Origin of the sequence: Lutispora thermophila DSM 19022 (genome assembly GCF_900142105.1) — a bacterium.
In the GTDB taxonomy this organism is placed as follows: domain Bacteria; phylum Bacillota; class Clostridia; order Lutisporales; family Lutisporaceae; genus Lutispora; species Lutispora thermophila.
Window position 1 is genome coordinate 183,188 of sequence record NZ_FQZS01000006.1, and the last position, 21,680, is coordinate 204,867.

Below are 21,680 nucleotides of genomic sequence, written 5' to 3' on the forward strand. Positions count from 1 at the left end.
TAAAAGCAGCCAATTTTTTGATTTTAAGCATTGGCTGCTTCAATATTACTTAGCCATTCCCTTAGTACCTGTGATTTTGCTGTTCTCATCCATGCTGAATGTAGATTGAGCATCTTCATTTGTAAAATAAACATTGCCTTCAACGGTAGCGTCTACCAGCTTGAAGTTTTTTGCAGATACATAAAGATCGCCTTTGAATGTTCCATGCTGAATGCTTGCTTCCGGACTGTTTATAGTCAACTTTGGTGCAGTCAGGGTATATCTGGCTGTTATATTTCTATTTGAATCCTGAGCATATAGGGCTATTTTTCTTTGTATAATATCTTTGCCTGCATCATCTTTTTTTCCGTTTTTAAACTCTCCATCCAAAACCAATTCTTTGTTTGTGGAGATATCCTTTGTTACAGCTATTATCCAAGTACCTGTATTGCTAATAGCCTTTTCAAAGTCCTCCGCATTGTCTACAATTGATGCGGTTGTAACTGCATCCGGGGTTTCATTTGATGGATTTGGTTGTTGGGTTGGAGCAGGTTCTGGAGTTGTTTGATTGTTTGTACACCCTACAATCAATGAAAGTGAAAATATCAGTATCAAAAACAATGCTTTTAATTTCACTGGTAATCCTCCTTTAATTTAGCATGAAATTATGCAAAAAAGTAATGAATATCACTTTAATTTAGTATAACCATATGAATAAAAATCAATGTAAAGTGTATGTATGATATTCTTTTTTGACTTAATAAAATTTTTGTAGTAAATTTATTATGTAACTTTTTACAAATATTATGATAGGAGTGGAATATGAAGGATTCATATATTTGTGTAGTTGGTGGAGCTAATATTGATATACAAGGTTTTCCTTATGGCAAATTGGTATTACATGATTCCAATCCAGGACAAATAAAAATTTCCTTGGGAGGTGTAGGCAGAAATATTGCAGAAAACCTAACAAAGCTTGGAGCTAAAACAAAGCTGATAAGTGTTGTTGGGACGGATCCTTATGGTTTGAAGATTCTTGAAGAAGCAGAGTCAATAGGTCTTGATATGAAGGATTCCTTAGTTCTCAAAGATGAAGCAACATCAATATACTTATCTATGTTAGATGAATCTGGAGATATGGTTGCTGCTATATCCTATATGGATATAAATGAAAAGTTGACAGTGGATTTCATAAAAGAAAAAATGAATGTTATTGAGAAATCTAAATTATGCATAATTGATACCAATATTCCAAGAGAAGTAATAGAATACATCTTAATGAGCAATAATGACATTGACTTCTTCCTTGATACGGTATCAACTGCTAAGGCAAAAAAGGTAAAGGATCTGATTGGATACTTTCATACCATCAAGCCCAACAAGATCGAGGCAGAACTTTTGACGGGAATTGCTATAAAAAATGAAGATGATCTGAAGATAGCTTCCGAGTACTTCTTGCAAAAAGGGGTCAAAAGAGTATTTATCAGTTTGGGCGAAGATGGGGTATTTTATAATGATGGTCATATTATGAATCATGTAAGAACACCAAAAGTAAAAGTTGTAAATGCTACCGGAGCAGGAGATGCTTTCATGGCTGCTCTTTCTTATGGACACTTTTATGGTATGAGTATTGATGAAATGGCAAAAATGGCGATGGCTGCTTCAATTATTGCCATTTCCCATGAAAACACAATTAACCCTTACATGTCAATTGAAAATATAAAATCAAAGATGAAGGAGATTGAGTTATGTTAGAAAAATATTTAGATATAAAACTTGAAGTTGCAGATGCTCTAAAGACAGGTAAACCTGTTGTTGCATTAGAATCTACTATCATATCCCATGGAATGCCTTATCCAAAAAATGTTGAAACTGCATTGAATGTTGAAAGAATAGTAAGAGAGAATGGTGCTGTACCTGCTACAATAGCAATTCTCGAAGGCAAGCTTAAAGTAGGATTGTCTGAAAATGAAATCGAATACTTAGGTAAAGCACATAATGTTGTGAAAACTTCCAGAAGAGACATACCATTTATTGTGGCAAATAAGATGGATGGAGCTACAACAGTGGCGTCTACTATGATTATTGCTGCTTTGGCAGGAATTAAAGTTTTTGCTACCGGTGGCATAGGAGGGGTACATAGAGGGGCCCAGGAAACCTTTGATATATCAGCAGATTTGCAGGAATTGGCTCATACAAATGTTGCAGTAGTTTGTGCAGGTGCCAAATCAATACTTGATATAGGGTTGACTCTTGAATACTTGGAAACCTTTGGCGTGCCTGTAGTAGGATTTGGTACAGACGAATTCCCTGCCTTTTATACAAGGAGGAGCGGTTATAAAGTCGATTATAGAGTTGATAATGCTAAAGATCTTGCAGCAGCGTTGAAAACCAAATGGGATTTAGGATTAAATGGCGGTGTTGTTGTGGGCAATCCTATTCCGGAAGAACATGAAATGGATTATGATACTATAACAAATGCTATAGAGAAAGCCATAAAGGAAGCACATGAGAAAGGAATACACGGCAAAGAATCAACACCATTTCTTTTAGCAAAGGTCAAGGATTTGACAGGAGGAGACAGTCTGGAATCCAATATTGCGTTAGTATACAATAATGCCAAAGTTGGAGCCCAATTGGCTGTAGAACTTGCAAAGTTATATAGATAGTAGAGAAGGCTTCGGATTATGCTCCGAAGCTTCTAGTTTTATAAGCCATAGGAAAATGTAATTCCACCTTAATATATACTTTCCGTAATGGGTTTCAATAAACGATTCCAAAGGATACCTTTTTTTTATTAATGACAATTAAAATATCATATGAGAAGGCAATAAAAACAGGATTATCAATAGTATGCACAAAAATGATATAATATGGTAAAATACAGTTAAACTTTGAAAAAATTATCAATACTGAGAAAAGGAGTTGAAGAGCAGGGGATTGCATATTCAGTGAAACCTGCGAGCCATATGAAAATAGGATTGGTAGGACTACCTTCTGTAGGTAAAACTAGCTTATTTAATCTTTTAACAGGAGCAGATGAGGAGGTTGCCGGTTTTACAACGGGAAAGGTAGAGGCAAATATTGGTATTACCAAAATACCCGATGAGAGAATTGATTTTTTAGCCAGCATGTATGAACCTAAAAAAACTACATATGCAACTATTGAAGTTGTAGATGTTCCGGGTTTAGTTAGCGGATCTAGCACTGGAAAAGGAGTGGGCAATCAATTCCTTGATAATGTGAGAAAAACAGATGCTTTAATACATATTGTGAGAGCTTTTGAATCTGATGATGTTGTGCATGTAGAAGGTAACATAGATCCAATGAGGGATATAGATACAATAAACATGGAGCTGCTCTTTGCCGATTTAGGAATAATAGATAATAGGATAGAGAGAATTGAGGCATCAAAAAAAGTTACAAAGGAAAACTTGGCGGAGCTGGAAGTGTTGAAGAAATGCAAAGAAGGTTTGGAAAAGGGACTTCTTATACATAATTTAAAACTCAATGAAGATGAAAAGGAGCATTTGAAGACCTTTAGTTTCCTATCTGAAAAGCCAATGATATTGGTGGTTAATTTGGATGAAGAGCAATTTAAATCAAAAGACTACCCATCAAGAGAGGATCTTTTGGAGTATTCTAGAAATACCAATACACCCTTCATTGAATTATGTATAAAGTCTGAGTTGGAAATAGCAAAGTTAGATTCGGAAGACAGAGAAATGTTTTTAGAGGATCTAGGGATTGAAGAATCCGGGATGGACAAACTCTCCAGAACTGCTTATGATTACCTTGGGTTCATATCCTTTCTTACTGCCGGCCATGATGAAGTTAGAGCATGGACTATACAGAAGGGTACTGTTGCAAAAAAAGCCGCAGGGAAAATACACTCAGATATCGAAAAGGGTTTTATAAGAGCGGAGGTATATAAGTTTAAAGACCTTAAGGAGCTTGGCTCTATACAAAAAGTAAAGGAAAAAGGCTTGTTCACATTAGAGGGAAAAGATTATATAGTAGAAGATGGAGACATCATAAATTTGAGATTTAATGTATAAAAGAGAGGGTACGAATGAAGATAAGGAGTTTCTTGAAACTGGTTGAAATACAGACAAAAGTGGCTAGTGTTATACCATTTTTCATAGGAACATTTTATACCATTTATCGTTACAAAACCTTTAATGTGAATAATTTTGCCATGATGTTGGTATCCTTACTATGTATAGATATGGCTACAACAGCAATCAACAATTATCAAGACTACAGGAAGGCAGTTAAAAAATATGGGTACGGATATGAAAGCCATAATGCCATTGTAAGGGATAAACTAAGCGAAAGAAGTGTCCGCACAACAATATTTGCTCTCCTTGCTTTGGCGACAGCATTTGGGTTGCTGTTATTTTTAAACTCAAATGCTATTGTACTTCTTATAGGAGTACTATCATTTTTTATAGGTATAACATATTCTTATGGACCTGTTCCTATTTCTCGAACCCCCTTTGGGGAAGTGTTTTCAGGGTTTACTATGGGTTTTTTCATCACTTTTTTGGCTGTTTATATACATATATTTGATAGTGATATAGTTACACTGGCTTTGAAAGAAAACATGTTAAGCATACAGATTAACTTGCTGGAACTTGTTTATATTGCTTTGGTTGCTGTACCTGCTATTATAGGAATAGCTGATATCATGCTTGCTAATAATATTTGTGACATTGAGGATGATATAGAAAACAACAGATATACATTACCAATATACATAGGTAAGGATAAGGCTCTGATGATCTTTAAAATATCTTATTATATCATCTATATGGTGCTTATTCTATTGATAATAATGAGAATAATACCATATGCCTGTACTCTGGCATTAATAACATTTTTGCCTGTCAGCAAGAATATTAAATCCTTTTTTCAAATCCAGACCAAGAAGGATACTTTTGTATTGGCAGTTAAAAATTTTGTTATGATAAATGGTGCATTAGCTATAACATTGCTACTTGGAGAAATAATAACAGTTATTTGACGATTATAAATTAATGGACTATAATGATAATTAAGAAAAGTTTTCCATGAGTTGATAATGTTTTAATTTATACTTGTTATAAATTAATTAATAACAATTTAAAGAAAGGTGGGTTAACTATGAGACAAAATATTGCTTTCTATCGATGCAGTATATGCGGGAATATTGTTGAACTTATAAGCAAAGGTGGCGGTGAACTGGTATGTTGTGGTAAGCCAATGAACAAGCTCGAAGCAAACACTACCGATGCAGCTACTGAGAAGCATGTTCCCGTGGCTTCGAGAGAAAATGGAAAGATTGTGGTACAGGTAGGTTCAGTGTTACACCCAATGATACCGGAACATTATATTGAATGGATTGCTGTAGTATCTGATAATGGAGTAGAAAGAATTCATCTTAGACCAGGAGAGGAACCAAAAGCCGTATTCTGCGACAAAGAAAATGTTGATATATACGAATACTGCAATATCCATGGATTATGGAAGTCAAGTCTATAGTTTAAATTAAACCTTGTTTATACAAGACATTTTAATATTAATATATTATAGAAAGATTAGATTAATAAGCATATTTTATTACAAGTGTTTAGATATAGCAATTTATAGCAATAAAGAAAAAGGAAAAATCTAAACAGGCTTCCATATTGATAAAATGCTCCTATAGAGGGAGCATTTTACTTGTTAAATAAAGTAATTTTAGTTGATATAAAGGATTTTTCCAGTAAATATAGAATTATCTGTAGTGGAATTTTATTAGATTATGGGGTAGAAATATGAAGGAACTATTTAGGAATGAAAGATACAAAGCAATATTTTTTATTGTGTTGGCTTCTTTGTTGTGGAGCACCGGAGGAATATTAATCAAGGTTGTAGATTGGAATCCCATAGCCATTGCCGGTTCAAGAAGTTTAATTGCATCAATTGTAGTATTTTTATATCTAAAGAAGCCAAGATTAACCTGGTCAAAAGCTCAATTGGGAGGAGCTTTTTCTTATGCCGCAACGGTAATATTGTTTGTAGCTGCTAACAAGCTCACTACATCTGCCAATGCAATACTTTTGCAGTTTACATCACCGATTTTTGTTGCCATACTAGGGGTATGGCTGTTGAAAGAGAAGATTAGATGGTATGATTATATAGCCATTTTATCTGTATTCGGCGGCATGTTATTGTTCTTTTTGGATGGTGTAGGAGGTGGCAGCATGCTAGGAAATGTTCTTGCTGTAGTAAGCGGATTCTTCTTAGCCTGTGTCACCATATGCCTCAGGCTACAAAAGTCTGGCTCTCCTGTTGAGACTACGTTAATAGGAAATGTGCTTACGTTTATTGTGGCAATACCCTTCATCGTTGGTGGATTGCCAGATTTGAAGAGCATTATTGCAATAATAGTATTGGGAGTTTTTCAATTAGGAATTTCATACATACTGTATGCATTAGCTTCGAAACATTTGTCTGCCATAGAAGCAGTTCTTTTGACTGTTATAGAACCTTTACTGAATCCAGTTTGGGTATTCTTGTTTGCTGGTGAAAAGCCAAGTGTTTATGCTGTTGTGGGAGGTATAATAGTAATATTATCTGTTACCATAAGGAGTATTATCGTGTCCAGGGAATCTGGTATTGAATATGAGGCAAAGGAATCGGAGGTTAGCTAGGTGAATTCTGATTTGAAGAGTCAATTAGATCTTTCAAGGCTAGATAGGAGTTTTTATAGTAAAAACGCTGTTAAATTATCTAAAGATCTTCTTGGGAAATATTTAGTACATTCAATGGATGGCAAAGAGCTTATAGGGAAAATTGTAGAAGTTGAAGCCTATATGGGCGTTGGAGATAAAGCAGCTCATAGTTATAATGGCAGAAGGACTGCAAGGACAGAAGTTATGTATGGAGAAGAAGGTCATGCCTATGTATATTTAATATATGGCATGTATTATTGTTTGAATGTAGTGGCTGCAAAGGAAGGAATTGCTCAAGCCGTTTTAATAAGAGCTTTGGAACCAATTAAGGGAAGTGAAATTATGGCAGTATATAGATACGGTAAAGCTTTGGGAGAACTTAAGAAATCACAAATAATCAATTTAACCAATGGGCCGGGCAAGTTATGCAAAGCTTTAAATATAGAGAAGGAATACAACGGAGAAGACTTGACAGGAAACAGACTTTTTATATGTGAAAATAGGAGTTTCAAAGAGGAATATGATATTGTAGAAACCAAAAGAATTGGGATCGATTATGCCCAAGAAGCAAAATATTTTCCTTGGAGATTTTACATAAAAGATAATCCTTATGTAAGTGTTAAATAATAAAGCACAAGTATTGGGGGTCATGTGATGAGTAAGCCAAAAGTGGCAATAATTTTTACAGGGGGGACCATATCCATGTCGGTGGATCCAAGGATAGGTGCTGCAATACCTTCCCTATCAAGTGATGAAATAATGTCACTGGTTACTAATATTGATAAGTTTGCAGAAATAGAATCCATAGAATTCGGCAAGTTGCCAGGACCTCATATGGATCCATTGAAAATGATGGAGTTGAGATCTTTAGTTTTGAAAACAGTACAGAGAGAAGACATATGTGGTGTTATCATCACCCATGGCACAGATACATTGGAAGAAACTGCCTATTTGCTGGATTTGTCAATCAATTGCGAGAAACCCATTGTTGTTGTGGGCGCCATGAGAAACAGCTCTGAGTTGGGATATGACGGACCAAGCAATCTGGCAGCTGCTGTATGTACAGTGATATCGCCTCATTCAAAAAACAAAGGTGTTTTAGTTGTTATGAACAATACAGTCAATGCAGCAGGGGAAGTAACAAAAACCAATACGCTAAGCCTTGATACCTTTAAATCTCTGGAATTTGGAGCTTTGGGCGTTGTTGATAATGATAGGGTAATATATCATAGAAATGTTGTTAACAGACAATATATTCCTACAAATAAGATAGAAACTAATGTGGATTTAATCAAATGTGCAGCAGGAATGGATTCTAAATTTATAAAGTATTCAGTGGATACGGGAGCAAAAGGTATTGTACTTGAAGCGTTGGGAAGAGGAAATGTGCCCCCTCAGATGCTTGAAGGCATAAAATATGCTATAGATAAAGGTGTCTTTGTGGTTGTTGTATCAAGATGTCCTACTGGTAGAGTATTGGATACATATGGTTATGAAGGCGGAGGAAAGCAATTAAGAGAGATGGGTGCAATATTCGGAGGAGACTTACCGGGACAGAAAGCAAGAATAAAACTAATGTTAGCTCTTTCAGTGACTCAGGATGAAAAAGAATTGAGAGACATAATGGAACACGGCCAATATTATGAAAATGAAATATAGCTGAGGTATAAAATAAAAAACATAACAGAAATGAACACATGCTTTCTATAACCCATAGAAAATTATTATTCCACCTTAATATTAACTTTCCGTAATGGTTTTAAGAAAAGTTACTTGATTGTTAAAAGGCTTCATTGATTGCTAAAATGTTTGCAAATGAAGCCTTTCTTATTTTTGTATAACTAATGTAATATTAATTTAATGGAATTTTACAGAAGTTAAGTATATAATAGTATGTAAAATTGCTTTGAGAGGGGTCTTAATTTGAAGCAGGGCAAAGTAGATTTGCATATTCATACTTCAGCTTCTGATGGAACTTGGACAGCTGAAGAAGTTGTAAAGAAAATATTAGAAAACGATATAAAAATTTTTGCAATAACAGATCATAACTCAGTGGAAAATGTTGAGAAAGCAAAGGATTTAGCCAGTGAAGCCGGATTAATTTTAATACCAGGTGTTGAAGTTGATACCACATATGATGGAGGTAATTATCACATACTTGGCTACGGTATAGATATCTATAATGAGGAGTTGCTGAAACTTCTATCTGTTAATACGAAAATAATGGAGAATAAAGATGAAGAGAGCATTAAGTTTCTTGAGAGGAAAGGTTTGAATGTAAGCCTGACTGACTACAAGAAATATGAAAATGACAATACAAGAGGTGGATGGAAGGCCTTAAACTATCTTATTGACAGAGGAATATGCAAAAGCACAAAGGATTTCTTTCCATTGTTTGATGGATGGGGAAATCCATTTGACAAAACTGAGTTTCCCAGTCCAAAAGAAGTAATTGAAGTCATAAAAAAAGCTGGAGGTATACCTATACTGGCTCATCCCGGTGCGCCTTTTTATCGTCTTGAATATGATGCAATAGTACCTGCTATGTTTAAAGAAGGTATTATGGGTATTGAATGTTATCATCCAGAAAATAATTTGGAAGTAACAAAATTCAGTATTGATTTCTGCAAATGCAACAGGCTTTTTATAACCGGAGGGTCAGATTGTCATGGCACATTCTTTACTCACAGAAGCCTAGGAAAGCCAAGCATATTTTATGACAATATAGTTCTTGAACTATAAAGAACAGCGGCAACACAAAAGAGGAGGTGAACTGATGGCAGCAAAAGACCACCAGGAATATGAACTTGAGAAGGAAAGGCTTGAGTTCACTCTTAAACATGTATATAAAAGTCTTGAATCCTTTATAAGGCGTAAGGATGTTATAGATGAGGCTGTGGCAAAAGGAAAGAAACACTTTAATTCAGAAAGTAGTCAGCAATATATTGATCTTATGATAAACACAATGCTACAGGATAGGGCGGAAGTAAAGCTAAAAAATCTGACACAGGCAAAAAATAAACCATATTTTGCCTGTGTTGAATTTAAAGAGGAAGGTAGACATAATAAAGAGAAATACTATATAGGAAAGATGGCATTAATTGATGAAGATACCATGGAGCTGATAATAACGGATTGGAGGGCACCCATAGCAAATCTGTATTATGAGTCAAGATTGGGGGAAGCACAGTACTCATGTCCTGAAGGTATCATCAAGGGAGATCTAATTTTAAAAAGGCAGTTCATAATTAATGAAGGACGTTTAGATGATATATTGGATATTGATATAACAACCAACGATGAAATACTCCAAGCATCATTGGGTGCCAATGCAGACAATAGATTAAAAGATATAGTAACAACAATTCAGGCTGAGCAAAACAGGATAATCAGAGCAGACATGTGGACGCCGCTGATAGTGCAGGGAGCTGCAGGAAGCGGTAAAACAACTATAGCCCTCCATAGGATAGCATATCTTATCTATAACTATGAAAAAGCTTTCAAGCCAGAAAATTTTATGATTATAGCTCCGAATCGTCTATTCTTGAATTATATTTCAGAAGTTCTCCCAGAGCTTGGTGTTGAGAAAGCATTGCAGACTACTTTTGAAGAATTTGCCTTGAAGTTAATCGGTCTCAAGCTAAAGATAGCTGACGGACATGAAAAGATAAACACTTTTGTCAATGAAAGCGAGGAATCCCATCATATAAAGAGAAACCATCTTATGATGGAGGAATCTAAATTAAAATGCTCAATGCTATTTAAGGAATTGATAGATGATTATATAGCAAAAGTGGGGGAGAGCTATATACCTTGTGAAGATTTTAAGCTCAATCAGATTACTGTATTTAGATATGAAGAACTTAATGATATCTTTTTAAAAGAATATATCAATCTTCCAATTGTTAAAAGGCTTGATGAGCTTAAAAAGCATATGAGCAATCGTCTCAAAGCTAAAAAGGAAGCAATAATAGAAGAACTGGAGGAGACATGCATAAATCAGATAAATACGATAAAGAACACTATGGAAGAATCAGAGGAGAGACAAAATCTTATAATAAACATAATCGATAATAAAAATGAGTTGGTAGGCAAGATAGAAGCCTATTCAAAAAAAGCTGTAAATGAGTATATAAAAAGAATATCTAAATTAAATCCCTTTGAATATTATAAAGATTTTCTTCAGAACCATATTACAAGCCTTGATTTATCAGATAAGGGAATATCCGGTGAAGTGATTGATTTTATGGTCCATCGATCCTTTGAGATTTTTAAGAAGGGTTATGTGGAGATTGAAGATTTGGCTCCTATCATATATATGAAGTATAAAATATATGGAATAGATGAAAAGATACCGGTTAAACATATAGTAATCGATGAAGCACAAGATTTTAGTCCTTTTCAGATTCTTGTTATAAGAAAGATAATTAAGGATTCTTCATTTACAATTCTAGGAGATTTGGCCCAGGGAATACATTCATATAGAGGTACCATAGACTGGGAGGAGATAAAAGAGAAGGTATTCGAAGGTAAGCACTGTGAGCTGCTTGTGTTGGAGCAAAGTTACAGAACAACTGTAGAGATTATGAATGCAGCCAATTCAGTATTGGATAATTTAAAGGCAAAGAATTTCCCTGTTGCTAAGCCTGTAATAAGACATGGCAAACCAGTGGCTATCGGCAGGAGAGATAATCTCTTGGATATATGCAAGCAAATCCAAAAGGACATGGATGAATTAACCGTTGAAAATTATAAGTCAATGGCTATAATATGTAAGACTTTAGATGAATGTAGGGATGTTTATTCTTTTTTCAAAGGCTCAAAATACAAGCCCAAATTGATTACAGGAAATGAGAAGGAATATGACAGCAATATAGTAATTTTGCCTTCTTATCTATCAAAAGGTTTGGAATTTGATGTAGTTTTTATAGCCGATTGCAATGATGAAAATTATGGGGACAATGAAATGGATATAAAATTATTATATGTAGCTATGACAAGACCTCTTCACAGGCTAAATATATATTATTCAGGGAAAATGTCTCCACTTTTGCAAGGGTGTAAAGGACAGGCAAGTATAATATAATAATGTTTGCAAGGAGGGATGTAAATGAGAGAAATTATATTTGCAGGCGGTTGTTTCTGGGGAGTGGAAGAATATATGTCAAGAATTAAGGGCGTAGTAGAAACAAAAGTGGGTTATGCTAATGGAACTACAGAAAATCCTACATATGAGGATGTGAAAACCGGAATGACAGGTCATGCAGAGGCATGCTATGTAAAATATGACGAGAACCAGATTTCATTGGAGGATCTCTTGAAAAAATTCTGGAAAGTTATTGATCCTACAGTCTCCAATCGTCAGGGACCGGATGAAGGAACACAGTACAGGACGGGGATATACTATGTTCATGAAGAAGATTTGCCAACCATTAAAGCTAGCGCAGAAGAGGAGCAAAAGAAATATGATGATCCAATAGTGACAGAAATTGAACCTTTAAAGAGTTTTTATGATGCTGAGGAATATCATCAAAAATATTTGAAAAAGAATCCAGGAGGTTATTGCCATATAAAATTATAAAAAGTTTTTTTGATTAATAGCTAATAAGGTTGGGTTATGACCCAACCTTAATTTTACCAATTATGGGCTGCTACTTCGAAATATGCCTTTGGATGAGAGCATACAGGGCACATTTCCGGTGCCTTCTCACCAACATGGATATGGCCGCAGTTTCTGCATTTCCAATATACTTTGCCATCTTTAACAAATACTGAACCAACTTCTACATTCTTAAGCAACTCATTGTATCTGTTTTCGTGTTCCTTTTCAATAGCAGCTACTTTTTCAAAAAGAGCAGCTATAGTTGTAAAGCCTTCTGCCTTTGCTTCTTCAGCAAACTTCTTGTACATGTCAGTCCATTCATAGTTTTCGCCTTCAGCAGCATGCTTTAGATTTTCTGCTGTGTTGCCTATGCCATTAAGAAGTTTGAACCAAATTTTTGCATGTTCCTTTTCATTATCTGCTGTTTCTTGGAAGATAGCTGCAATTTGCTCATAGCCTTCCTTTTTAGCTGCAGAAGCAAAGTATGTATATTTGTTTCTTGCCATGGATTCACCTGCGAAAGCTTCCCATAGGTTTTTCTCAGTTTTTGTTCCTTTGATATCCATAAAAAACACCTCACAAAATAATATTTAGCTAATTATTATACATTATGATAATTATATAGCAAATTTTAAATTTTGGCAAATTAATTAATAATTATTATTACATAAATGTAGACAGCTGGTAATAACCAGCTGTCTATTAGACTATCCTAATATCTTTTTTAAGTCTTCTTCAGGTGTTGTTATAGGAGTAATGTTGAATTTATCTACTAATACATTCAACACATTTTGTGAGAAGAATGCGGGTACTGAAGGACCAATGTAAATGTTCTTTATGCCAAGAGCCAATAAGGTCAGCAAAATGCATACCGCTTTCTGTTCATACCAAGATAATACTAAGGTCAATGGAAGTTCATTTACATCGCACTCGAAAGCCTTTGATAGTGCAATTGCCACTTTTATTGCAGAATAAGCATCGTTACATTGCCCCATATCCATTATTCTTGGCAATCCACCTATTTCACCAATATTAAGGTCGTTGAAACGGAACTTGCCGCAGGCCAGTGTCAATATAATTGTATCCTTTGGTGCTTTTTGTACAAACTCTGTATAATAATTTCTTCCAGGCTTAGCGCCATCACAACCACCCACTAAGAAGAAGTGCCTGATGGCTCCTGATTTTACAGCATCTATAACCTTATCGGCTACACCTAAAACGGTGCCGTGTCCAAAGCCTGTCATCAATTCAGTGCCGCCGTTTATACCTGTCATTATTTTATCTTCTGGCCATCCGCCAAGCTCCAACGCTTTTTCAATTACAGGAGTGAAATCCTTCTTGCCGTCTACATCATCTATGTGAACGAGTCCAGGATAGGAGACCACTTCTGTAGTGAATACTCTGTCCATATAGGATGGTTTTGGTGGCATCAGACAGTTTGTAGTGAATAAGAAAGCAGCGGGTACATCTGAAAATTCTTTTTGCTGGTTCTGCCATGCTGTTCCAAAGTTACCCTTTAAATGAGGAAATTTCTTCAGTTCCGGATAACCGTGAGCAGGAAGCATTTCTCCGTGAGTATATATATTGATTCCTTTTCCTTCTGTCTGTTCCAGTAACTGCTTAAGATCGCACAAATCATGGCCTGAAACGACAATAAATGGGCCTTTCTCAATTATTGTTGTTACCTTTGTAGGCACAGGGGTTCCATAAGCAGAAGTGTTTGCTTCGTCTAGTAGTTCCATGCATTTAAGATTTATCATTCCGAATTCCATAAGGAGATTCAGCCATTCTTCAAGGCTATGGCTTTCACCAAAGGCTTTCATTCCTTTGAAGAACCAGTTGTTTACTTCATCATTGCTCTTGCCGGACACCCTTGCATGATAAGCGTAAGCAGCCATACCTTTTATTCCGAGCAATAAAGTGGAACGAAGGGATACAATATCAGAATCGCCGGACCACAGTGCATTTACTGAGAAGTCATCTGCGCCGCCTAGTTTGTTTTTTTCTTCTTCTACTTCACTGATCAATTTTCCAATTGTTTCTGCGTTAAAATTAACATTTGTTATTGTTGTAAATAAGCCTTTAAGCATCAGTTCAACAGTATGATCGGAGGGCTTGTTGCCATTAACAGCTCGTGCCAATCCAACCAATGCACAAATTAATTCATCTTGCTTGTAAGCAACATCAGGCTGTTTACCGCAAACTCCTACTTTAGTACAGCCCTTTCCTCCTGCTGTCTGTTCGCATTGAAAACAAAACATGTTACTCATAATTTTACCTCCTATAAATTTAATTTTTATTTATGTTCATTTGCAAAATATTTTCTATTCCTCTACAATGCTGCCGTCTGTTCCTATAACTACTATTCTCCAGGGAATCATCTTGCCGCTGTTAAATAGAGCCTGCTTAACAGCATTGGCCAAGCCAGAGCAGCATGGTACTTCCATCCTTAATACTGTTATGCTTTTTATATCATTGTGCTTGATTATCTCAGTAAGCTTATCTGCATAATTCACATTATCCAATTTGGGACATCCGATTAAAGTAACTTTGTTCTTCATGAAATCACCATGAATATTAGCATATGCATAAGCCGTGCAATCTGCTGCAATTAGGAGATTAGAATTATTGAAATAAGGTGCGTTAACTGGAACCAGCTTTATTTGGCAAGGCCACTGCCTAAGCTGTGATTCTAAAGTCTTGGATGTTGAATCATGACAAGTGCAATTTGAATCTTCATTTAGATGGGGTCTTTCAATAACTTTGGCATGAGAGCCTGGACATCCACATGGCAATGTATTATGGGAATGATTCTTTTTTGATTCCATGCGAGCCTTTACAGCTTCCTCATCATAATTATCGGCTTCTCTTTCTTCAATCTTAATAGCACCTGTTGGACATTGAGGCAAGCAATCTCCCAAACCATCACAATAAGATTCGGATATTAACTTGGCTTTGCCGTTTACTAATTCTAATGCTCCTTCATGACATGCATCTATACATAGACCGCAGCCGTTACATTTTTCTTCATCTATTTTTATTATTTTTCTTACCATAATGTTTCCTCCTTCATTTACTTTGCTTGATGGTTTAAGTATAATAGTATCAAAGCATAAAATCGGTAACCAAAGTTACAAAAGTGAGGTTTATGAAAAATGTACACAAAATGGTTGAATGTCCTTTCGGCATGTCCATTGTTTAATGGAATAAATCAGCAGGACTTGAATAATATGCTCGAATGTATAAAACCTAAAATAGATAAGTATGAAAAAAATGAGCCTATCAAAATAGCTGGAGATGAGTTTAAAGGATTAGGTATAATGTTATCAGGAAGTGCAGCAGTTACAAAAGAAAACTCCGTAGGAGACAGAGTTATAATAACAATTGTAGAAGCCGGTGACATGTTTGGAGAAATGGCTGCATTTTCCGATCTTAAGCAATGGCCTGCTACAGTTATTGCTCAAGAATCAAGTAATGTAATGTATTTGCCTTCTGATAAAATTCTAGGGCAATGTGCAGCTACGTGCAATAGCCATAGATTATTGATTATGAATATGCTTAAAGTAGTATCAAATAAAGCTCTGCTACTGAGTAAAAAGCTTGATTATCTAAGCAAAAAGAGTATTAGAGGAAGGATAAGTAGTTTGCTGCTGGATCATTATAATAAAATCGGAACCATGTCTTTCATGATGTCATTAAACAGAAATGAAATGGCAGATTATTTAAATGTATCTAGACCGGCTTTATCAAGAGAACTGTGCAAAATGAGAGATGAGGGCGTTTTAGATTTCTATAAGTCATCAGTGATTATAAAGGATATTGAAGCGTTAAAGCTCATGGCTGAATAATATATTATTGTGTATGAGGAGGTTTGTTATGAAAATCTATACTAAAACCGGTGATAAAGGTAAGACCAGTCTCTATGATAATACCAGAGTTGATAAGGACAGCATAAGGGTTGACTGTTATGGAACCATAGATGAGCTCAATTGTTCTCTGGGTTTTGCGAAAAACTTCGTTGATAATGATGAGATAGTTGAGGAGATCAACAAGATCCAAAGAATGTTGTTTAATGTAGCCGGAGAGCTGGCAACGATGGATGGAAGTAAATTTCCACATCCAGTTAAGGAAGAAGATGTTGAGTATCTAGAGAAACTCATTGATAATTTCATGGGAAGAGCCAATAATATTCCTAAGTTTATATTACCAGGCAGCAGCAAGGCCAGTGGTGCTTTGCATATGGCAAGGACAATATGCAGAAGAGCTGAAAGAAGGATAATAACACTAAGCAAAGAAGAAACTGTAAGTCCTGTTCTTATGAAATATGTTAATAGATTATCTGATGCAATATACGCTATGGCAAGGTTTTTAGAAGATGAAGTAGTATTAGTTGAGTTTGATAAATAATAAACATTAAAAGGCTTATGTACAAGCAAGTAGAAAAGTTTGATGTATATAAGCCTCTTTCGTACATACTATATTCTGATAATACATGCCTTATCTAAGTACATTTTCCTATCGGCTTCAAGTATTAAGTCATCATTTGTTTTCGCAGAATTCTCCTTTGTGCTATAACCTAGTGAAATATCTGGTTTAATTTTATCGTTTTCATATAAAGCACACATTCTTTTTATTCTGTTGCAAATCTTGCGTGCTTCCTGATCTGAACAGTTTGGAAGTATTATTGCAAACTCATCTCCGCCGATTCTAGCAATTATGTCGGATTTTCTGCAGCACTTTCTTAAAATATCTGCCATTGTTTGAATAAGTTTATCTCCAGTTTTATGGCCATATAAATCATTGGTGCTTTTAAGGCCGTTCATATCGCCCATTATCAAGCTATAGGGGAATTCACCCGATTGACTCATTTTTTCCAATGTTTCATCAAAGTAAGCCCTGTTATATAAGTCAGTTAGCTTATCGTGATAGCTTAAATGATATATTTTGTTTTCCGCTTCTTTTTTTGATGTTACATCTTGAAGCACTGCCTGTATTTCTGCAGTAGAATAGTTTTCGTTTATAAGTAGAAGGCGACCTTCTAAAATAATTTTCATTTTATTTTTGTTCATGATTGTCAGTTCTATGTTTTTGTTCTGTATTTTACTTATGAGACCTATTAGTCTTCTTCTCAAGACTTTTTCATCAGCCTTTGACAATACCAGAAAATCAAAAATACTCATGTTCATTAATTCGGATTTTGAATATCCGGTTATATCAGCACAAGCATTATTAATTGAGGTAAATCTTCCTTTTCCATCAAAGGTACATATGAGGGCACATGCATTTTCAAAAAGTTTTCTATATCTTTCTTCACTTTGTCTAAGCTTTTCTGCTGTTTCTTTTTGCTCAGTTATATCTCTTATTATGCCTTTTTCCGCTATAGGATTTCCATAGGAATCCCTTTCCCACAGAGTCCATTCTTCTACCCATCTTATGGAACCATCTTTGCAAACCACTCTATAGGTGTGTTTGAATTCCTTTTCTTTGGAAGCCCTTTTTTCGTATATAGCATTCATAGTCTTTTCCACATCATCCTTATGGACGAAATCCCAGTAGTCAATTTTGCCGCTATAAAATTCATCTGATGTGTATCCGTAGTTAGATATGTTTTCTGATACATATTTAACTGGAATACCGGGTCCAATTGACCATTCAAAAATAACTATGGAGGTTTTTTCTATTATTTCATAAGCTTGCCTTAGCTTTTCAGTATAGATGGATATGCTATCTATACATGATTTTTCTAAATTCATTTTAGTTTGTGTCCCCCTCAAAACCAAAATGCCTGTATATTTTTATTATATCTGTAAATCTAATGAAATCAAACAATTATTCTAATATTATGATATAGTATATAGAGAAAGATTTCATCAAGGAAAATCATGCTTTTTGTATAGTAATCGGGGGTATGGTATATGAAGATATACATAGGAATAGATGGTGGTGGCACAAATCTGAAAGCTTTGATAGGTGATAGCAATAAAAGAGTTATAGGAACCGCTAAAAGTGGTCCTGTTAATTATCAGTCCGTGGGAATTGAAAAGGTCAAGGAAAGTTTTGGTAGTTTGCTGGCCTATTGTAAAAATGAGTTGAAAATAAAACATGAGGATATAGAATGTATATGCATGGGTTGTGCCGGTATAAACAATAAAATGGATGAAATGATTTACAAAGAGATGATGAATGAATTGGGATATAGTAATAAACTGTTATTATATAATGATGCTTTTGTCGCTCTTGTAGGAGCAAATGGAAAAGCGGAGGGAGCAGTTATCATAAGCGGTACAGGCTCAATTGCATACGGAATAAAAAAAGATGGGACTCATGTTCGAGTTGGTGGCTGGGGTCATATTATTGGAGATGAAGGAAGTGGCTATTCCATAGCCAGAGATGCTCTCAATACGATAGTTAGAAGCATGGATGGCATTATACCATACACCATGCTTACTGAAGCTATAATGGAAAAACTGAAAGTTAAAACTTTGGAAGAACTAATGACATACATATATGATCCCAGAACTCAGAAACAGCATATTGGAGAACTTGCTCCTGTAGTGATGGATATGGCAAAAAGTGATAAAGCGGCTGAAAATATTGTAAAAAATGCAGCATATCAACTTTGTAACATGGTTTATGCATTAAAAAGGAAAATGAATTTAGAAAGCTTTAAATTAGCATTGTCAGGAAGTGTTCTAACAAAATCGGAAGTGGTAAGAAACATATTGATTGACCAACTGAAACAAAACTCGCCTGAAATCCATGTAAGCTTAGGAGAAAAAGAACCTGTTTATGGAGCTTTAATGCTGGCATGGAAAGAAGCTGCTATCTAGCAGCTTCTGCTTGCACCATCCACATAAACTACATAACCATTCTGGCTCAGGTCATCATTGTATTCTATTTGAAAACCTGGTATCAAGTCGATGAACTCTTTTTCTATAGAAAAGTTAATACCATCTACAGTATATGTTTCATCACCTTCTTGCGGTTCACCCGGAACCAACTCGAATTCAGGGCCTGATCAGCCAAAACCTTTTATAACTATTCTATAATTACTATTACTATCTTTTAATAATTTCATTTTTGCATTTTCTGCAACTGAAATTTTCATAACTCTCACTCCATGGATTATTACTATATACAGGTATAGGGTATATATTATATTATATGCAGTTTTTGATATTAATGCAATATGCAAGCATATAAGAACTACTATTGTACTATAAAGATTTTTTATTATATGATATCATATATAATGTTTGTTATTTTTCATACAATATGAAATAGGAGGAAGACCATGGGCAAATTAAAGAGATTTATAAGTTATTATAGACCATATAAAAAGCTTTTTATACTTGATATGCTTTGTGCTTTTACTGCTGCTGGTGTAGATCTTGTGTTTCCTGTTATAGTTTCTTTTCTATTGGATGAAGCAATAACAGGAGGAGGAGCTTCAGTTGGACTTATAATTAGAATTGGTATAGGATTGTTGGTACTTTATTTTGTGCAGTATGGATGCAATTATTATGTTAATGCTTGGGGACATATTATGGGAGCAAGAATGGAATATGATATGAGAAATGATATATTTAATCATCTCCAGAAATTATCTTTTTCGTTTTATGACAACAACAAGACAGGCCAACTTATGTCAAGAATCGTAAATGACCTGTTCGACATTTCTGAACTTGCTCATCATGGTCCTGAAGAATTATTTATATCTTTTGTAAAGATAGTTGGTTCTTTTCTCATATTGCTTAATGTGGATTGGAAGTTGACGTTGATTGTATTTGCTTTTATCCCACCTATGACTTATTTTGGTTATGTATATAATAAAAAAATGAGATCAGTTTTTATGAAAAACAGGCAAAAAATTGCAGATGTTAACTCACAGTTGGAGGACAGTATAGCCGGTGTAAGGGTAGTTAAGTCCTTTTCAAACGAAGTAATAGAGATAAATAAATTTAACAAAGGAAATAAAGAGTTTTTACATACAAAAGAAGAAAGTTATGGATATATGGGCAAGTTTTTCAGTGGTGTCGCATTGTTTCAAGGAATAATTTATGTCATTACTGTAATATCAGGTGCTTTATTGATGAAAACCGGCACTGTAAGGCCTACAGATTTAGTTACTTTTTTGTTGTATATTAATACCTTGTTAAATCCTATCAGAACATTGATAAACTTTACAGAACAGTTTCAAAAGGGTATGACAGGCTTTGAAAGATTCCTTGATATATTGGATACAGAACCGGATATTGTGGATAAAAAAGACAGCATAGAATTGAAGAAAGTAAAAGGAAAGATTACTTTTAAAAATGTGTCCTTTAAGTATGACGATAGTCGTTATGTACTGGAGAACATAAATCTAAATGTGAACCCCGGGGAGACAGTGGCATTAGTTGGACCATCTGGTGGGGGAAAATCAACCATATGTAGTCTTATTCCTAGATTTTATGAAGTGACACAAGGACAGATATTGCTTGACGATATTGATATAAGGGATATAAAACTGAGATCCCTGAGAAAGAATATTGGAATTGTGCAGCAAGATGTATATCTCTTTGCCGGAACGGTAATGGAAAACATAAGATATGGGAAACCAGATGCGACAGAAGAAGAAGTAATAGAAGCTGCAAAAAAAGCTAATGCCCATGATTTTATAATGGAGCTGGAAAATGGATATGATACTTATGTGGGAGAAAGAGGAGTAAAGCTTTCTGGAGGGCAGAAACAGAGGATCAGTATTGCTAGGGTATTTTTAAAGAATCCACCGGTATTGATTTTGGATGAAGCTACTTCCGCATTGGATAATGAAAGCGAGAAGATTGTTCAAGAGTCCTTGGAAAAGCTTTCGCAGAATAGAACAACATTTGTTATTGCTCATAGGCTTTCTACAATAAAAAACGCAAAGACAATACTGGTTTTGACCGATGAAGGTATTGCTGAAAAAGGAAATCATCAAGAATTGTTGAATAACAATGGCGTCTATGCAAGACTATATAATGCTCAGTTTTCAGATGTGAACTAAAGAGCCATGTACAAAATCAGCCTTGAAATATGAAATCAAGGCTGATTTTACTTTGAGAAGCAAACTTATTATTTAAACACGGTGTTATTAATGTAATCCCAAATATTTGTTTCAAGCCATCCATCGCAGTTATTAGTTATTTCAACCACTAAGAAGCAATCGTTGGCATCAAGAACATCTTTAATTGATTCATATATTCTGTTTATGTCATGTTCGGATTTGATTATCCATAGATTATGGAAGCATTGAACCCAAGTATCTTCATATGAACAGTCCTTTATTACTTTATGAAGATCATAAATATTTTTGTTGTTTCTGTTAATATCATAGCTAATCAAATATGATTTCATTTCAACATCTCCTTTGTCAGGCT

22 protein-coding genes are annotated in these 21,680 nt (G+C 34.9%); 15 read left to right on the forward strand and 7 right to left on the reverse strand.

Annotated elements, in window-relative coordinates:
- Positions 1–45: 45 nt before the first annotated feature.
- Complete coding sequence (locus tag BUB48_RS05225; protein ID WP_084524384.1) at positions 46–615, reverse strand: hypothetical protein; 570 nt, start codon at positions 613–615, stop codon at positions 46–48.
- Positions 616–801: 186 nt separating this feature from the next.
- Between BUB48_RS05225 and BUB48_RS05230 the strand changes: the two genes are divergently transcribed.
- The 11 genes from BUB48_RS05230 (at position 802) to msrA (ending at position 12,258) form a co-directional block, all read left to right on the forward strand.
- Positions 802–1,734 carry a carbohydrate kinase family protein gene (locus BUB48_RS05230; protein WP_073025191.1) on the forward strand — a complete coding sequence of 311 codons (933 nt, stop codon included), beginning with the start codon at positions 802–804 and terminating at the stop codon, positions 1,732–1,734.
- Entirely contained in the window at positions 1,728–2,648 is a 921-nt protein-coding gene (locus BUB48_RS05235; protein WP_073025192.1) for a pseudouridine-5'-phosphate glycosidase, read from the forward strand. Before BUB48_RS05230 ends, BUB48_RS05235 begins: the two co-directional genes overlap by 7 nt.
- 300 nt (positions 2,649–2,948) lie before the next feature.
- On the forward strand, positions 2,949–4,037 hold the full coding sequence (ychF, locus tag BUB48_RS05240) for a redox-regulated ATPase YchF (RefSeq protein WP_073025266.1): 1,089 nt from the start codon (positions 2,949–2,951) through the stop codon (positions 4,035–4,037).
- A gap of 14 nt (positions 4,038–4,051) precedes the next feature.
- Positions 4,052–5,005 (forward strand): 1,4-dihydroxy-2-naphthoate polyprenyltransferase, encoded by a 954-nt coding sequence (menA, locus tag BUB48_RS05245; protein ID WP_073025193.1) that lies wholly within the window; start codon positions 4,052–4,054, stop codon positions 5,003–5,005.
- A 119-nt stretch (positions 5,006–5,124) separates the two neighbouring features.
- Positions 5,125–5,502, forward strand: a complete 378-nt coding sequence (locus BUB48_RS05250) for a desulfoferrodoxin (RefSeq protein ID WP_073025194.1) — start codon at positions 5,125–5,127, stop codon at positions 5,500–5,502.
- A gap of 275 nt (positions 5,503–5,777) precedes the next feature.
- Positions 5,778–6,656, forward strand: a complete 879-nt coding sequence (locus tag BUB48_RS05255) for a DMT family transporter (RefSeq protein ID WP_073025195.1) — start codon at positions 5,778–5,780, stop codon at positions 6,654–6,656.
- Complete coding sequence (locus BUB48_RS05260; RefSeq protein WP_073025196.1) at positions 6,657–7,304, forward strand: DNA-3-methyladenine glycosylase; 648 nt, start codon at positions 6,657–6,659, stop codon at positions 7,302–7,304. It abuts the gene before it with no gap.
- 27 nt (positions 7,305–7,331) lie between these two features.
- Positions 7,332–8,336: an asparaginase gene (locus BUB48_RS05265; RefSeq protein ID WP_073025197.1), complete on the forward strand. Its 1,005-nt coding sequence runs from the start codon at positions 7,332–7,334 to the stop codon at positions 8,334–8,336.
- 264 nt (positions 8,337–8,600) lie between these two features.
- Positions 8,601–9,419 carry a PHP domain-containing protein gene (locus tag BUB48_RS05270; protein ID WP_073025198.1) on the forward strand — a complete coding sequence of 273 codons (819 nt, stop codon included), beginning with the start codon at positions 8,601–8,603 and terminating at the stop codon, positions 9,417–9,419.
- Positions 9,420–9,453: 34 nt separating this feature from the next.
- Positions 9,454–11,763, forward strand: coding sequence for an RNA polymerase recycling motor HelD (gene helD, locus BUB48_RS05275; protein ID WP_073025199.1), 2,310 nt, complete (start codon positions 9,454–9,456; stop codon positions 11,761–11,763).
- 24 nt (positions 11,764–11,787) lie between these two features.
- Positions 11,788–12,258: a peptide-methionine (S)-S-oxide reductase MsrA gene (gene msrA, locus BUB48_RS05280; protein ID WP_073025200.1), complete on the forward strand. Its 471-nt coding sequence runs from the start codon at positions 11,788–11,790 to the stop codon at positions 12,256–12,258.
- A gap of 53 nt (positions 12,259–12,311) precedes the next feature.
- Here msrA and rbr read toward each other — a convergent pair whose 3' ends face one another.
- From rbr to BUB48_RS05295, 3 genes are all read right to left on the reverse strand, one after another.
- On the reverse strand, positions 12,312–12,845 hold the full coding sequence (gene rbr, locus BUB48_RS05285) for a rubrerythrin (protein WP_073025201.1): 534 nt from the start codon (positions 12,843–12,845) through the stop codon (positions 12,312–12,314).
- Between the two features lie 141 nt (positions 12,846–12,986).
- Positions 12,987–14,549 carry a hydroxylamine reductase gene (gene hcp, locus BUB48_RS05290; protein WP_073025202.1) on the reverse strand — a complete coding sequence of 521 codons (1,563 nt, stop codon included), beginning with the start codon at positions 14,547–14,549 and terminating at the stop codon, positions 12,987–12,989.
- A gap of 54 nt (positions 14,550–14,603) precedes the next feature.
- On the reverse strand, positions 14,604–15,335 hold the full coding sequence (locus BUB48_RS05295) for an ATP-binding protein (protein ID WP_073025203.1): 732 nt from the start codon (positions 15,333–15,335) through the stop codon (positions 14,604–14,606).
- Between the two features lie 99 nt (positions 15,336–15,434).
- Between BUB48_RS05295 and BUB48_RS05300 the strand changes: the two genes are divergently transcribed.
- Positions 15,435–16,127, forward strand: coding sequence for a Crp/Fnr family transcriptional regulator (locus tag BUB48_RS05300; RefSeq protein WP_073025204.1), 693 nt, complete (start codon positions 15,435–15,437; stop codon positions 16,125–16,127).
- A 28-nt stretch (positions 16,128–16,155) separates the two neighbouring features.
- On the forward strand, positions 16,156–16,686 hold the full coding sequence (locus BUB48_RS05305; RefSeq protein WP_073025205.1) for a cob(I)yrinic acid a,c-diamide adenosyltransferase: 531 nt from the start codon (positions 16,156–16,158) through the stop codon (positions 16,684–16,686).
- Positions 16,687–16,754: 68 nt separating this feature from the next.
- Here the strand turns inward: BUB48_RS05305 and BUB48_RS05310 are convergent, their stop codons facing one another.
- Entirely contained in the window at positions 16,755–18,032 is a 1,278-nt protein-coding gene (locus BUB48_RS05310; RefSeq protein ID WP_073025206.1) for a sensor domain-containing diguanylate cyclase, read from the reverse strand.
- A gap of 162 nt (positions 18,033–18,194) precedes the next feature.
- On the opposite strand from BUB48_RS05310, the gene BUB48_RS05315 reads away from it, so the two are divergent.
- Positions 18,195–19,109 (forward strand): N-acetylglucosamine kinase, encoded by a 915-nt coding sequence (locus BUB48_RS05315; protein WP_073025207.1) that lies wholly within the window; start codon positions 18,195–18,197, stop codon positions 19,107–19,109.
- Here BUB48_RS05315 and BUB48_RS18015 read toward each other — a convergent pair.
- Positions 19,106–19,279: a hypothetical protein gene (locus BUB48_RS18015; protein WP_175548367.1), complete on the reverse strand. Its 174-nt coding sequence runs from the start codon at positions 19,277–19,279 to the stop codon at positions 19,106–19,108. The genes BUB48_RS05315 and BUB48_RS18015 overlap by 4 nt on opposite strands.
- 294 nt (positions 19,280–19,573) lie before the next feature.
- Between BUB48_RS18015 and BUB48_RS05320 the strand changes: the two genes are divergently transcribed.
- Complete coding sequence (locus tag BUB48_RS05320) at positions 19,574–21,307, forward strand: ABC transporter ATP-binding protein (protein ID WP_073025208.1); 1,734 nt, start codon at positions 19,574–19,576, stop codon at positions 21,305–21,307.
- A 68-nt stretch (positions 21,308–21,375) separates the two neighbouring features.
- Here BUB48_RS05320 and BUB48_RS05325 read toward each other — a convergent pair whose 3' ends face one another.
- Positions 21,376–21,657 carry a hypothetical protein gene (locus BUB48_RS05325; RefSeq protein ID WP_073025209.1) on the reverse strand — a complete coding sequence of 94 codons (282 nt, stop codon included), beginning with the start codon at positions 21,655–21,657 and terminating at the stop codon, positions 21,376–21,378.
- Between the last annotated feature and the right edge of the window lie 23 nt (positions 21,658–21,680).

Bases quoted from the DNA above. Each gene is read 5' to 3' on its own strand.
- BUB48_RS05230 (WP_073025191.1), top strand. From the start codon at position 802: ATGAAGGATTCATATATTTGTGTAGTTGGTGGAGCTAATATTGATATA.
- BUB48_RS05235 (WP_073025192.1), top strand. From the start codon at position 1,728: ATGTTAGAAAAATATTTAGATATAAAACTTGAAGTTGCAGATGCTCTA.
- ychF (WP_073025266.1), top strand. From the start codon at position 2,949: ATGAAAATAGGATTGGTAGGACTACCTTCTGTAGGTAAAACTAGCTTA.
- menA (WP_073025193.1), top strand. From the start codon at position 4,052: ATGAAGATAAGGAGTTTCTTGAAACTGGTTGAAATACAGACAAAAGTG.
- BUB48_RS05250 (WP_073025194.1), top strand. From the start codon at position 5,125: ATGAGACAAAATATTGCTTTCTATCGATGCAGTATATGCGGGAATATT.
- BUB48_RS05255 (WP_073025195.1), top strand. From the start codon at position 5,778: ATGAAGGAACTATTTAGGAATGAAAGATACAAAGCAATATTTTTTATT.
- BUB48_RS05265 (WP_073025197.1), top strand. From the start codon at position 7,332: ATGAGTAAGCCAAAAGTGGCAATAATTTTTACAGGGGGGACCATATCC.
- helD (WP_073025199.1), top strand. From the start codon at position 9,454: ATGGCAGCAAAAGACCACCAGGAATATGAACTTGAGAAGGAAAGGCTT.
- msrA (WP_073025200.1), top strand. From the start codon at position 11,788: ATGAGAGAAATTATATTTGCAGGCGGTTGTTTCTGGGGAGTGGAAGAA.
- rbr (WP_073025201.1), bottom strand. From the start codon at position 12,845: ATGGATATCAAAGGAACAAAAACTGAGAAAAACCTATGGGAAGCTTTC.
- hcp (WP_073025202.1), bottom strand. From the start codon at position 14,549: ATGAGTAACATGTTTTGTTTTCAATGCGAACAGACAGCAGGAGGAAAG.
- BUB48_RS05295 (WP_073025203.1), bottom strand. From the start codon at position 15,335: ATGGTAAGAAAAATAATAAAAATAGATGAAGAAAAATGTAACGGCTGC.
- BUB48_RS05300 (WP_073025204.1), top strand. From the start codon at position 15,435: ATGTACACAAAATGGTTGAATGTCCTTTCGGCATGTCCATTGTTTAAT.
- BUB48_RS05305 (WP_073025205.1), top strand. From the start codon at position 16,156: ATGAAAATCTATACTAAAACCGGTGATAAAGGTAAGACCAGTCTCTAT.
- BUB48_RS05310 (WP_073025206.1), bottom strand. From the start codon at position 18,032: ATGAATTTAGAAAAATCATGTATAGATAGCATATCCATCTATACTGAA.
- BUB48_RS05315 (WP_073025207.1), top strand. From the start codon at position 18,195: ATGAAGATATACATAGGAATAGATGGTGGTGGCACAAATCTGAAAGCT.
- BUB48_RS05320 (WP_073025208.1), top strand. From the start codon at position 19,574: ATGGGCAAATTAAAGAGATTTATAAGTTATTATAGACCATATAAAAAG.
- BUB48_RS05325 (WP_073025209.1), bottom strand. From the start codon at position 21,657: ATGAAATCATATTTGATTAGCTATGATATTAACAGAAACAACAAAAAT.